The organism is Qipengyuania gaetbuli, from assembly GCF_020171365.1.
Taxonomy (GTDB): Bacteria; Pseudomonadota; Alphaproteobacteria; order Sphingomonadales; family Sphingomonadaceae; genus Qipengyuania; species Qipengyuania gaetbuli_B.
This window is the reverse complement of sequence record NZ_JAIUZO010000002.1, coordinates 1,830,001-1,843,030: the sequence shown is the minus strand read 5'-3', so window position 1 is coordinate 1,843,030 and position 13,030 is coordinate 1,830,001. Positions and strand designations below refer to the sequence as shown.

Below are 13,030 nucleotides of genomic sequence, written 5' to 3'. Positions count from 1 at the left end.
AAACCGGACAGATTAGGAATGCCGGCAATTCATCGGGTCGCCGGCCATTGGGAGGGTAAACTGAATGGCATTGGCACCTGACGTTTCGTCGAGCACCGATCCGGCACCGGTCGTCGATGACGACACGCCGCCGGTAAATGCACCGGGCCTGCAGTATTTCGTGATGGGCCTGTTCTTCATCTTCGGCGGGATCACCTCGCTGAACGATGTGATCATTCCCAAGCTGAAAGAGCTGTTCACGCTCAGCTACACCGAAGCAATGCTGGTGCAGTTCTGCTTCTTCGCCGCCTACCTCGTGATCGGCATTCCGGGCGCCAAGCTGGTCAAGAAGATCGGCTACATGCGCGGCGCTGTGGCAGGCCTTGCCACGATGATCCTGGGCTGCCTGCTGTTCATCCCGGCGAGCCAGACGGCAACTTATGCCATCTTCCTCGGCGCCCTGTTCATCCTCGCCAGCGGCGTGGTGATCGTCCAGGTGGTGGCAAACCCGCTCATCAGCCTGCTCGGGCCGCCGTCGACCACCCACAGCCGCCTGACCTTCGCACAGGCGTTCAATTCGCTGGGCACCACGGTCTTCCCGATCGTCGGGGCCGCCGTGATCCTCGGCAGCCTTGCAAACATGTCGGCCGACCAGCTGTCGGGCGCCGAACTGCAAGCCTACCGCGCCGCCGAAAGCGAGGCGATCTGGCAGGGCTATCTCGGTGTTGCCGCGCTGATCGCGCTGGTCGCCGCGGCCGTGTGGATGTTCCGCAACCGCCTCCCGCATGACGAGAAGATCATGGGTGACGGCGAACTGGTGTCGAACGGCCGCTATCTCGTCGGCCTCGCCCTTGCGGCGGCTGGCGCCTTCCTGGCCCTCAACGTCAGCGGCTGGCTCGGCGTGCTCTTCATTCTCGCGGCACCGGCCGTGTGGCTCTACGACAACGCGCTCCTGCGGCGTACGCGCTTCAGCTTCGGCGCGCTGTGCATCTTCCTCTACGTCGGTGCGGAAGTCTCGATCGGTTCCATCATCATCAACTACCTGTCGACCGAACGCGTGCTCGGCGAGCCGGAAAGCGTCATCGGCTGGATGATCGGCCTCTACTGGGGCGGCGCCATGATCGGCCGCTTCATCGGTTCGGGCCTGCTGCGCGTCTTCAGCCCGGGCAAGATCCTGGCCTTCAATGCCATCGGCGCGATCCTGCTGATCGTCATCTCGGCCAATACCGCAGGCCAGGTGGCTGCCTATTCGCTGCTGGCCGTGGGCCTGATGAACTCCATCATGTTCCCGACCATCTTCTCGCTCGCCTGCGAGAAGCTTGGTCCGCGTGCGGCAGACGGTTCGGGCATCATCAACGTGGCCATCTTCGGCGGCGCGGTGGTTCCCTTGCTCTACGGCGTGGTCGCCGACGCAACCGGCGGCAACCTGGCGCTTGCCATGGTGATCCCGGTGGTCTGCTATGGCATAATCGCCGCCTTCGGCATCTACGCGCGGCGCCCTGCCGTCGCCTGATCCCGCCGGGATGCAAATTCGGGGGTTCGCACGGCGACTTCGGTCTGCCATGCGGACCCCCTAGCTTTTGGACCCGATGCAATCGCCATGACCGACGCAGATCTTGCCGCACATCTTGCCGCCACCGCCGGCCGCATCCTGCTCGAAGTGCGCGCAAGCGGCATGTTCGAAGGCAAGGCGCTGGGCCGGGCGGGCGACGAGACGGCCAACCAGTTCCTCTGCCACGCGATCCGCCAGCAGCGACCCGATGACGGTCTCCTCTCCGAAGAGCGCAAGGACACGGATGAACGCCTGTCGAAGGACCGCGTGTGGATCGTCGATCCGGTGGACGGCACACGCGAATATGGCGAGGAGCGGTCCGACTGGGCAGTCCATGTGGCGCTGTGCATCGAAGGCCGTCCCGAAGTCGGCGCAGTAGCCCTGCCCGGCCTCGACCTGGTCCTGCGCAGCGACGCTCCCGCTCCGCTGGCCGCTGCGGCTGCAACGCCCCGCATGGTGGTGAGCCGCACCCGCCCCGCCGCCGAAGCCGTGGCCGTCGCCGACGCGATCGGTGCGCAGCTCGTGCCCATGGGCTCGGCAGGGGCCAAGGCAATGGCAGTCGTGCGCGGCGAGGCGGAAATCTACCTCCACACAGGCGGCCAGTACGAATGGGACAGCGCCGCGCCGGTCGCGGTCGCGCTTGCACATGGCCTGCACGCTAGCCGCATCGACGGCAGCCCGCTGGTCTACAACCAGGCGGACACCTACATGCCGGACCTGCTTATCTGCCGGCCCGAATATGCCGAACAGGTACTGTCCGAAGTCGCAGGCCTGTCGGCTTAACCTTCGACCTGCGCCAGCAATTGCCGCGCCCGCGACAAGTGCGGCCGGTCGAGCATCCGGCCATTGTGTCCGATTGTACCTGCGCCGGGATTGGCTTCGAACAGCGCCACGATTTCGCGCGCTTCGGCCACTTCCTCGTCGCTCGGAGAGAAGGCTGCGTTGATGACGGGCACCTGTGCCGGATGGATGGCGAGCATCCCGCGATACCCGTCGCGGCGCACCCGTTCGGCGCGTTTCTTCAGGCCCTCAAGATTGCGGAAATCCCCGTCGATGGTCTCGATTGCAGGAACGCCTGCTGCAGCAGCGCCGAGCAGGGTGAGGCTGCGAGCCAGCTCATAGGTAAAGGTGTATTCGCCGTCCTCGCCGCGATTGGACAGGGCGCCGATGGAATCGGCGAGGTCTTCCGCCCCCCAGGTCATGGCGGCAAGCCGCGGCGAGCCTGCGTAATCGCCCGTGGTGAACATGGCCGCAGCGACTTCGGTCACCAGCGCGATGACCGGTGTGGAGCCGGGCGTGATGCCGATTTCCACCTCGAGCGGCGTCATCAGCCGGTCCAGTTCCTCCACATCATGCCGCCCGCGCGATTTCGGCAGCATGATGCCGCCCGGCCTGCCCGCCATGATCGCCGCAAGATCGTCTGCCGTATGCGGACCATCCAGCGGATTCACGCGCACCCACAAGCGGGCACGCGCCTCTTCACTCTGTGCGAGCAGGAACGTGCGAATGCCTTCGCGCGCGGCTGGCTTGGCTTCCTCGGCCACGGCATCCTCGAGGTCGAAGATGACGATGTCGGCCTCGCCTTCGGTCGCCTTGGCCATCTTGCGCTCGCTATCCCCGGGCGCGAACAGCCAGGAGCGAAAACGCGGGGGGAGCACGGGGGTATCGGTCACGTCAGGCATCCTCTCGAATATTCGCTCTCGTCATAGTCCCAGCTTGACGCCGGCCCACACGGTGCGCGGCGTGCCGAGGTCGATCGATCCACCCTGGTTGCGGGTGACGATTGTCTCGTCGGTCAGGTTCTCGCCGCGCAGGACAAGGGCCAAACGGTCGCTGAAGGGAATTTCCGCAAACACGCCCAGCGTCGTCGCGGCTGGCAGGACATCGCTTTCAAGGTCGTCCTCGAACTGGTCACCCACATGGCGCAGCGTTGCCGCCAGCAGCCAGCCATCCGCCGGTCGCCAGCCGAGCGTCGCGCTGCCCGCCCAACGCGGTGTCTGCGACGGGCGATTGGCGTCGAAATCCGCACCGGGCTGGAAAGCCTTCGCATCGGTATAGGCGAACGAGCCGTCGAAGCGCAGCTGGCCGAAAGTGATCCCGGCCGAGACTTCTGCCCCCCGTGCGCGGATTTCCTCGATGTTGCGGCGCTGGCGGGTCACCGGGTCCAGCGTGACATTGGCGATGGCATCCTCGACGCGGTTCTCGAACACGGTCGCGGACAGCTCGACGCCTTCCGCCGGTTCGAGGTCCACGCCCAGCTCGTATCCGACGAGGCGCTCGTTCTTCAGCCCGGCATTGGCATTGGTGGTGACGGGGAAGACCACGAAGGGACGGTAAAGCTCGTTCAGCGTCGGCAAGCGCAGGCCGGTATAGCCCGCAGCGCGCAGCCGCGCGGTGTCACCGAGGCGGTAAAGCAGGCCCCCACGGAAGGATTTCTCCCAGCCCGACCTGTCCGCGAAATCGTCGCGCCGCACCAGGATGCCGCCCGCATTGCGCGCTTCATAGAAGCCCTGCGAAATCGCGTAGCGGTCGATGCGCGCGCCGCCAGTCAGTGTCAGCGCGCCGAGCGTCCAGTCGTGTTCGATGAACAGGCCGAGGTCGCTGTTGGTCCCGCCGGCATTGCGCCGCTCGGTCACATTGCCGGAGAAGGCGCTGATCGCCGTCTCGTAAAGCTCGCCGTCCGATCGGCGGTAGTCGGCACCGATCCGCAACACGTGGTCCTCGCCGACCGGCGGGCGCAGCTCCAGCTTGCCGCCGAGCCCTGTGGAGGGAGTGTTGCGCTGGTCGAGCACCGGCACGAACCGCGTCGAACTGATCACGACATTGGTGAAATTGCGTGCCTGCAAATAGGCGAGCGCCTCGAACGCCCAGTCACCATGACCGACCAGGCGCAGGCTGGCATCCTGCCCCGTGCTGGAGCTGTCCGCCCCGTCGAAGCGCAGGGTCCGGCGGTCGTCATAGACGAGCCCCCTCGCCTGCAATTCCATTGTCTCGCCAAGCGGGACGACGCCGCGCGCCTGCACCGAATAGCTGTCGTAGGCCGCGCGTGCGGTAGCAGGCACGCGGTCCGCCTCGGGGGTGGTGTGGAAGCCGGGATCACGGTCCCAGCGCGCGGACAGGGAGCCGAAGCCACCGCCCAGCCCCGAAGCGACATGCGCCGAGGCCTCGGTCCCGCCGCGGTCGTTCACCAGCGCCTGTGCGCCGAAGCTGCCGAGATCGTCCAGCCCGGCGCTCGATAGTTCGATCGTGCCGGCCAGCGCGCCCGCGCCGAAGGGCCCTGCCCCGCCGCCACGCGTCACGCGGACCTCGCCCAGCGTTTCGGGAGCGATGGCGCTGAACGGTATGAAGCCGAAGAAGGGGTCGGCCATCGGCACCCCGTCGAGCAGCACCAGCGCGCGGCTGGTCGCATTGCCGCCCAGCGCCCGCAAGGTCGCACCCTGCGCGCTGGGATTGGCCGAGCGGCTGTCCGAGCGGCGGAACTGCTGGAAACCCGCGACGCCCGACAGGACGTCCTCGATCCTGCCCGAAGCGCTCGAGACGATCTCCTCGCGCGAAATCTCCTGCGAGGCATAGGCCGGTGCTGCCGGGGTTTCGGAGAGCCCCTCCCCGGTCACGACGATGACGGTCGCATCTTCCTCGCCGGCGTCTTGCGCGCTGAGCGGGGGGGCGCACAGCGTCATGGAGGAGACAAGCAGGATTCCAATTCGCGAGATGTCTTTCATCGCCGGTGCTTTCGGCGAGGCGGCACGGCGGGTCAAGGGATGCTCGGCCGCGAGACCACTAAGCCTCGGCCAGATCGCCAAGCGTGTCGCGCAAGGGACCGAGATATTCGGCATAGGGCCTCCAGACCTCCATCCCGTCGCGGTTGAGCGGACGGCGAACCTGCTCGCTACTGGGCGTGCGCACGACGCGGTCGGACTGGTGGAACTGGAGGATATCGTCCTCCCATTCCAGCCCGAGATAGTCGAGCGCGCCACCAATCTGGGTGCGCGGGTCCTCGACCAGCGCGCTGTAGTCGACATGGTGGATTATGCCGGGCGCAACCGCGTCGAAATGCGCCATCAGGCGGACATTGTCGGCATAGGCGCGACCCATGTCCTCCAGCGTGAAGGACGAGGGGTGGGCGCTGGTGAAGGATTGGGTGAAGTTCGACCAGCAGCAGTCCATCGCCGGGCGGCGGATGTCGATGAAACGCGCCTGCGGCAGTATCTTGCGGATGAAGAGCACATTGCTCCAGTTCTGCGGCAGCTTGTCGAGGAAGAAGCGGGTGCCTTCGGTCCGATGCACCGCTGCCCGTTCCATGTAGTCGCGCCCGAAGGCGGCAGCCTGCTCGTCCGGCAGCGCGGTGATCGCCTGCGGCACGGTCAGCTTCCCGCGGCGCGTGGCCATCTCCATGAAGCTGCGCAGGATGGCAGGCACGTAGGGCAATTCGCCTACCGGCTCGATCTGCGAATGCGAGCCGAGCATCTGCTCGAGCAGGGTCGAGCCTGAACGGGGCAGCGAGATGATGAATACCGGCACGGCATCCCCGACCGGTGCCAGAGACATCTTGGAGAGGTAGGCTGCATCGACCATGCGCGCGGTTTCCGAGACCTCTCCGCTCAGTTCCTCGGCATTGTAGTCGAGCGACTTTGCCCGCAGGTCATTGCCCAGCTTGTAATGCTCGAACGCCTCGGCGTGCTGCTTGCGGTCGTGGAGCGCCCGCGCAAGGGCGAAATGGAGCGGCGCGATATTGCGTTCGTCGATGGCAATTGCCAGCGCCGCACGCATCGTCTCGATATCCTCGTCGGTGAGGATCTTCGCCTTGATGCTGGCAAGTCCCCACCATGCATCGCCGAAACCGTCGTCGGCAGCGATCGCCTGCCGGTATGCCGCGACAGCCTCGTCGACCTGGCCCGCCGAACGCAGGCTGTGGCCATAGGCGATGAGCGTCGGCGCATGGTTGGAATGTTGCTGTGCCAGTTCGGCATACATTTCGCGCGCCCGCTCGCTTTCGCCGATCTTCTCGTAGATCGATGCGAGCAGCAGGCGGGTGTTGGCATCCGGCCGTTCCTGCTGGAGCGCTTCCAGCATCCTTGCCGACGGGACCGGTCGCGCCTGCTGGTTGAGGATCGTCGCCAACTGGAACCGGTTGTCATATTCGCGCGCGCCCATCTGGATGGCCTTGCGCATGAAGTGTTCTGCCTGCCCAAGCGCGCCGAGACGGTTGGCCGCCTGCCCGAGCATGGCCAGCGCCTGCGGGTTTTCGGGGTTCTGGCGCAGGAACCCGATGAGATATTGCGCGGCCTGTTCGTACTTGCCGTCGTCGATCATTTCCCGCGCGGGGAACAGGCGCGGATGGATGGAGATCGTGCCGGCACCCGGTGCGCTGGTGACATTGCCGTTCATGCGTAGCCCAATACCTTGCGCAGGCCCGGGGCCTGGTAGTCGACCAGAGCACGGTGACGTTCGCCAAGTTGCTTGGGCAATTCGATACCGACGCCGGTAAGATTTTCCCGCGCTGTCGCGCTTTCCTCGCGCGCGGAACCGGTGCGCACGCGATCGCGCCAGTCGGCAGGCTTGGCGATACCCGATGCATCGAGGAGGTCGGAGAAGAATGTTTCCGCTGCATCGCTGTCGAGGTCGGCCAAGTGGCGCATGAGGTCTTCGTACTTCACGACATGGCAGCGCGCGCCAAGCCATGCGGCCGCGTTGAGTTCGTAGATGTCGTTGAGCGAAGGAAGCTTCTGCGGCAGGCCGAAAATCATCATCGTCAGCAGCTCGTCACCTGACAGCACGCCGCTGCTCAGGTGATCGACATTGCCCTGGAACTGGTCCGACAGGATGAAGCGCGCGCGGGCGATGACCCAGTCGTAGGGATCGCGGTAGAGCAGGACGCGGTGTGCGGGCGCAGTCTCGATGGCCGAGGCATCGGCGTAGAACAAATGGCCCCAGCTCAGTTTCGGATTGGCCGGATCGAAGGCCTGGCGGTGCGCCTGCAAATTGCCCCACTGGATGAAATCCGCCGGGTAGGTCTGCTCCACCGGCACGAACATCCGCATGATGTTGCGCAGCAGGTGGCTACCGCTCTTGGGGATGGAGTTGAGGAAGACGGGGCGTTCCAGCCGCGCCTGCTCGAACCGCCTGCTCGCTTCGTCCAGATTGTCTCGCTGAACCAGAATTTCCGGCATTTTTGCTCCTTGGGGGAGGCCCTAACAGAAGGGGCGACATGTTGCCATGCCGCCCCGTTCTTGTGGACGGTTTCCCGCCCTATGCTTTCGCGATCAGAACTTCATCGATGCGTTGATGAAGGCGCGGCGACCGACGAACGGATACTGCGAGGCAGCAACCACCGGGCCGAGCGTGCTGATCTGGCCGCCGTTGAACAGCGACACGCGCGGCGGGCGCGTATCGAAGATGTTGCTGACGCCCAGCGTAACTTCTGCACGGCCATCGGCGATTTCCTGGCTGATCGAGAAGTTGTGGTAGAACGTCGTCGGCGTCGTCAGGTCCGGGCAATAGCGGCCGTAGATCGGCAGATCGCCGGCCGGATTGTCGCGGTTGAACGATTCAAGGCAGGGATCGCCGCCATTGTCGGAGAGGAAGTCTTCCTCGTTCGACGTGCCGCCGATGACATTGATGCCGTAGAATGCGCTGAAGCCCGAGGGATGGGCCCAGGTTGCGCGGAAGTCGCCGACCCAGTCGGGCGAACCCGCTTCGCCATTGTCGCTTTCCACTTCCGAAGTCGGCAGCAGCTGGAAGTTGTCGCGCGTCTGCCAGGTGGCTTCTGCACGCAGCGTCAGCAGGCCGAGATCGCCCATGTCATGCGAGATGTTGAGCGAGGCATCGACACCCGAGTTACGCTGGCTCGCGATGTTGATGTACTGGTCGTAGATCTCGTTGATCTGGTAGATCGCCGTCGCGTTCTGCCCGCGGTTGAACAGGTCACACAGCGGTTCGTTCGCGAAGTCTTCCGACGAGTAGCAGCCGTTGAGGATGGCCACCGGCCCAAGCTGCGAGATTTCGCCGTTCACTTCGATGTCGAAGTAATCGACCGCAAGGCTGAGCTTCGTATCGCCGAGGAACGGGAGATCCGGCGTCAGGACGACACCGATGACCTTGGCCTTCGAGGTTTCGGCCTCGAGATTGCCGAGACCGCCCGAGGAGAACGCCGTGGCAGTGATACCGCCGCCGCCGTAATTGCCCGGGATGCCGTCAGCGGCGCAGTTGTCGGCGACGCGCTGCGACGTCGTGCCGTCGTTCAGGCCTGCAGTCCAGTTGATGCAGGGGTCGAAACGCTGGCTGACGAAGCTCGTCTCGTCGGCGAGGAACTGCTCGAACAGCGCCGGAGCACGGAACGAGGTGCCGTAGCTGCCGCGGAAGCGGAGCCAGTCGGTCAGCGCCCAGTTGAGGCCGATCTTGTAGGTGAAGTTGCCGTTGTCTTCGTCTTCCACACCATCCGAAGCGCGGGTCGCCGTCACGTTGGTGAGGCGGCCTGCCAGCGACAGGGTGAGGTCTTCGAAGAAGGGCGTGTCTGCAAGGATCGGGACGCTAAGTTCGCCGAAGGCCTCGGTGGTGACGCTCTTACCGGCAGTGATGCCGCCGGTGGTCGTGCCCCATGCGTTGCCGGCGAGGGTGATCGCACCCGGCGTATCCTCGATCTCGTCGCGGCGAGCCACGACACCGACGGCGATGCCCAGCGGGCCGGCCGGCAGCTCGAACAGTTCGCCTGAGACGACTGCTTCACCCGAAAGCTGGGTGTAGATCGTCTGGCCTTCTTCCCAGTCGAACAGGAAGTCGATCTGCTCCTGCGTCAGGTTGCCGCGGAGGAATTCCGGATCGGTCCACGGAATGTCGATGCACTGGCGACCCGAGACGGGCAGCGTCGTGCCGACGCAGGACGAATACTGGAAGTAACCGCTGTCGTAGGCATCCTGGAGGATCTGCTGCGAGCGGTACTTGCCGTCGCTGCGGCTGTACTGGACGTAAGCTTCGTACTTCCAGTTGCCGCCCGTCGAGATATCGCCGCGCACGCCGCCGACACCGCGCAGGTAGTCGACCTTCTGGCTGTTGTCCGACTGATCGGTGATCGGGGTCGGGCTGATGAAGTTGTACCCGGCGAAACCGTCGCCCCAGTAGTTCCAGTAGTTACCGGCACCAGTGGTGTAGAGGTCGCCCGTCCAGCCGAAGTTCCAGAACTGGCGCCAGCCGTTCTGGTAGGTTTCGCGGCGGTTGTAGAGGAATTCGCCGAACAGCTCGACCGAATCCGCCAGTTCAAAGGACGCTTCACCGTACACCGTGTAGAGATCGGTCTCGGGAATGATCGTCGCCTGCTCAACGAACGGGTGGTAGGCGTTCTGGACAGCCATCGATGCAGCGTCGTAGCCGGTCGGGAAGAAGCCCGGGGGAGCAACGAAGTCGAACAGGCCGGAAGCCGGACCGTAGGCCGGGATGTTGAGCGCGCCGCCGCCCGGACCATTGGCATACTGGTACTGCAGCAGGACCGTACGGCCGAACGGCGAGGTCTGCGTGCCGGTGTCGGGACCGCCCGGACCGTCGAGGCGCAGGTTGTCGATCAGGTTGTAGGTCCAGATGTGGCCCCAGCGAAGGTCTTCGCAGTGGGCCTGGCCCGTGCGCGGATCGATGAGGTCGGCACGGCCGCCGCTCTCGTCGAAGATGTAGGCGTCGGGGCAGGCGGCGTGACAGTGCTCGGTGGCTTGCCGACCTACCGACCGATCTCTTTGGCGCTGCAACTATCCTCGCTAGAAGACGAGCGGTTGCGTCCGGATCGGGAAGGCACGCGGGTGACCTTGCGGCCGGGCCAGGTACTTCCGGTTCCAATCCGGCTTGCCCCCACAGGCACGATCGAAATCCGCCTGATTCACGGATCCGGCGAGCGTCAGGATCCTGTCACTGGGCTGGTGGTGTCACTGACGAGCGAAAGAGGCGATACCTATCAGGCGCAAAGCGACTTTGATGGGTATGCGTTCTTCGACGGCCTCCCATTCGGCAATTATATCGTGCGCGGGAAGTTCGGCGGCGTAACTCGCGAACAGGCGCTAAGCCTCTCGAGCCAAGCGGATGATATATTGACCACGCTAAGGTTCTGACGCGCAGATTTTTGAGATTGCGCCTCCGCTTCAGCCATCGCGCCGACTAGATCTCGCGCCGCGCGTGAAGTCGACAGGATTTGCTTTCAGCAAGTGTGGCTATTCGGACCGCTCGATCCACCCCTTGAAATTGACGCCTCGACAGCCCCCGATCGGAGTGCCTTGGCGGGGCGAAAGCGGGCCGGCCACGTTTCCCCGGTGAGGGAAGCCGACCGAGCGGTTCGAGAGGGAGGTTGTGTGACGGTGGTTGCGGGGGTTGGATTTGAACCAACGACCTTCAGGTTATGAGCCTGACGAGCTACCGGGCTGCTCCACCCCGCGGCACCGTGCCGTCATCCGGGCGCGAAGCCCAGAGACGAAAAAGCCGCCGCTCGGTTCACACCGGCAGCGGCTTTTTGAAACTGTGAATGGGTTATCCCGATGCCCGCCGGCTTTAATGCCTGGCGACGACCTACTCTTCCAGTGCTTAGGCACTAGTACCATCGGCGCTGTCCGGTTTCACGGCCGAGTTCGAGATGGGATCGGGTGGGTCACAGACGCTAAGGTCACCAAGCAATAGAGCTGGCGGACATGGGCTTAAATCGATGCTTTGAGCTTTTCTGGGCTTATCCGGCTTTGGAGATTTCCTCCGACCAAGACAGCACAGGGCTGTCGTTGATGGTGGGATCCTACAAGCGCGAAAAGAACTATTAGGACCGGTTAGCTCCACACATTACTGCGCTTCCACACCCGGCCTATCAACGTCGTGGTCTACGACGGTTCGAAGATACCTTATCTTAAGGGAGGCTTCCCGCTTAGATGCTTTCAGCGGTTATCCCGTCCGTACATAGCTACCCAGCGGCACCCTTGGCAGGATGACTGGTACACCAGAGGTACGTTCACCCCGGTCCTCTCGTACTAGGGGCAACTCCTTTCAAGTATCGACGCCCACGGCAGATAGGGACCAAACTGTCTCGCGACGTTCTGAACCCAGCTCACGTACCACTTTAATTGGCGAACAGCCAAACCCTTGGGACCTGCTCCAGCCCCAGGATGTGATGAGCCGACATCGAGGTGCCAAACGATTCCGTCGATATGAGCTCTTGGGAATCATCAGCCTGTTATCCCCGGCGTACCTTTTATCCGTTGAGCGATGGCCCTTCCACGAGGGACCACCGGATCACTATGACCGACTTTCGTCTCTGCTCGACTCGTCAGTCTCGCAGTCAGGCAGGCTTATGCCATTGCACTCTTGCAGACGGTTTCCAACCGTCCTGAGCCTACCATCGCGCGCCTCCGTTACTCTTTAGGAGGCGACCGCCCCAGTCAAACTACCCGCCACAGAGGGTCCCACTACCGGATAACGGTAGCTGGTTAGACATCAGAAAACAGCAGGGTGGTATTTCACCTATGGCTCCACGACAGCTGGCGCCGTCGCTTCAAAGCCTCCCACCTATGCTACACAACTCTTTCCTAATGCCACTCTGAAGCTGCAGTAAAGGTGCACGGGGTCTTTCCGTCTAACCGCGGGTACTCCGCATCTTCACGGAGAATTCAATTTCGCTGAGCATATCCTGGAGACAGTGGGGAAGTCGTTACGCCATTCGTGCAGGTCGGAACTTACCCGACAAGGAATTTCGCTACCTTAGGACCGTTATAGTTACGGCCGCCGTTTACTCGGGCTTCAATTCGGAGCTTGCACTCCTCCTCTTAACCTTCGAGCACCGGGCAGGCGTCACACCCTATACGTCGTCTTGAAGCCGACTTAGCAGAGTGCTGTGTTTTTGCTAAACAGTCGCTACCCCCTGGCCTGTGCCCCCTGAAAAGAGTTGCCTCGATCCAGGGCCTCCTTCTTCCGAAGGTACGGAGGCAATTTGCCGAGTTCCTTCAGGATACTTCTCTCAAGCGCCTTGGTATACTCTACCTGACCACCTGTGTCGGTTTCGGGTACGGTCTATACGGAGAGGCTATTTCCTGGAACAGCTTGGCTGCCCACCCAATCCAATAAGGGTGAACAACTTCCACCATCCGTCACACATCTCCAGGCCCACGAATATTTACGTGGTTCCCATCGACTACCCCCTTCGGGCTCGTCTTAGGGGCCGGCTAACCCTGCGCCGATTAGCGTTGCGCAGGAACCCTTGGTCTTTCGGCGAGAGGGCATCTCACCCTCTTTGTCGCTACTCATGTCAGCATTCGCACTTCCGATACGTCCAGCGTCGGTTACCCTTCGCCTTCACTCGCTTACGGAACGCTCCGCTACCGCTGCAGTAAACTGCAACCCTAAGCTTCGGTGCATATCTTTAGCCCCGTTACATCTTCGCCGCAGGAACCCTTATTTAGACCAGTGAGCTGTTACGCTTTCTTTAAAGGATGGCTGCTTCTAAGCCAACCTCCTGGTTGTTTTGGGATTCCCACATGCTTTCCCACT

At 63.3% G+C, this 13,030-nt stretch carries 8 protein-coding genes, 1 tRNA gene and 2 rRNA genes (1 of these 11 cut by a window edge); 3 read left to right on the top strand and 8 right to left on the bottom strand.

What is annotated here, in order from left to right:
• Positions 1–64 precede the first annotated feature (64 nt).
• Positions 65–1,492: a sugar MFS transporter gene (locus LCL94_RS09685; protein ID WP_224832020.1), complete on the top strand. Its 1,428-nt coding sequence runs from the start codon at positions 65–67 to the stop codon at positions 1,490–1,492.
• Between the two features lie 87 nt (positions 1,493–1,579).
• Entirely contained in the window at positions 1,580–2,314 is a 735-nt protein-coding gene (locus LCL94_RS09680; RefSeq protein ID WP_224832019.1) for a 3'(2'),5'-bisphosphate nucleotidase CysQ, read from the top strand.
• Here LCL94_RS09680 and LCL94_RS09675 read toward each other — a convergent pair.
• The 5 genes from LCL94_RS09675 to LCL94_RS09655 form a co-directional block, all read right to left on the bottom strand.
• Positions 2,311–3,204, bottom strand: coding sequence for an HpcH/HpaI aldolase/citrate lyase family protein (locus LCL94_RS09675; protein ID WP_412070777.1), 894 nt, complete (start codon positions 3,202–3,204; stop codon positions 2,311–2,313). The genes LCL94_RS09680 and LCL94_RS09675 overlap by 4 nt on opposite strands.
• Positions 3,205–3,234: 30 nt before the next feature.
• Entirely contained in the window at positions 3,235–5,253 is a 2,019-nt protein-coding gene (locus LCL94_RS09670; RefSeq protein ID WP_224832017.1) for a TonB-dependent receptor plug domain-containing protein, read from the bottom strand.
• A gap of 58 nt (positions 5,254–5,311) precedes the next feature.
• Positions 5,312–6,919 carry a tetratricopeptide repeat-containing sulfotransferase family protein gene (locus LCL94_RS09665; RefSeq protein ID WP_224832016.1) on the bottom strand — a complete coding sequence of 536 codons (1,608 nt, stop codon included), beginning with the start codon at positions 6,917–6,919 and terminating at the stop codon, positions 5,312–5,314.
• The gene (locus tag LCL94_RS09660; RefSeq protein WP_224832015.1) at positions 6,916–7,701 is read right to left on the bottom strand and encodes a hypothetical protein; all 786 of its coding nucleotides are present in this window, start codon (positions 7,699–7,701) and stop codon (positions 6,916–6,918) included. Before LCL94_RS09660 ends, LCL94_RS09665 begins: the two co-directional genes overlap by 4 nt.
• Positions 7,702–7,794: 93 nt before the next feature.
• Positions 7,795–10,263: a TonB-dependent receptor domain-containing protein gene (locus tag LCL94_RS09655; protein WP_224832014.1), complete on the bottom strand. Its 2,469-nt coding sequence runs from the start codon at positions 10,261–10,263 to the stop codon at positions 7,795–7,797.
• Between LCL94_RS09655 and LCL94_RS09650 the strand changes: the two genes are divergently transcribed.
• Complete coding sequence (locus tag LCL94_RS09650; protein WP_224832013.1) at positions 10,252–10,620, top strand: hypothetical protein; 369 nt, start codon at positions 10,252–10,254, stop codon at positions 10,618–10,620. The two genes, LCL94_RS09655 and LCL94_RS09650, sit on opposite strands and share 12 nt — an antisense overlap.
• A 244-nt stretch (positions 10,621–10,864) precedes the next feature.
• On the opposite strand, the gene LCL94_RS09645 is transcribed toward LCL94_RS09650, so the two are convergent.
• From LCL94_RS09645 to LCL94_RS09635, 3 genes are all read right to left on the bottom strand, one after another.
• Positions 10,865–10,941: transfer RNA gene (locus LCL94_RS09645), tRNA-Met, on the bottom strand.
• Positions 10,942–11,058: 117 nt separating this feature from the next.
• Positions 11,059–11,173, bottom strand: a 5S ribosomal RNA gene (gene rrf / locus LCL94_RS09640).
• Positions 11,174–11,289: 116 nt separating this feature from the next.
• Positions 11,290–13,030: ribosomal RNA gene (locus LCL94_RS09635) — 23S ribosomal RNA — on the bottom strand; it runs 1,049 nt beyond the window's last position.

Excerpts from the sequence above, each read along its gene's own strand:
- LCL94_RS09685 (WP_224832020.1), top strand. The coding sequence starts at position 65 with ATGGCATTGGCACCTGACGTTTCGTCGAGCACCGATCCGGCACCGGTC.
- LCL94_RS09680 (WP_224832019.1), top strand. The coding sequence starts at position 1,580 with ATGACCGACGCAGATCTTGCCGCACATCTTGCCGCCACCGCCGGCCGC.
- LCL94_RS09670 (WP_224832017.1), bottom strand. The coding sequence starts at position 5,253 with ATGAAAGACATCTCGCGAATTGGAATCCTGCTTGTCTCCTCCATGACG.
- LCL94_RS09665 (WP_224832016.1), bottom strand. The coding sequence starts at position 6,919 with ATGAACGGCAATGTCACCAGCGCACCGGGTGCCGGCACGATCTCCATC.
- LCL94_RS09660 (WP_224832015.1), bottom strand. The coding sequence starts at position 7,701 with ATGCCGGAAATTCTGGTTCAGCGAGACAATCTGGACGAAGCGAGCAGG.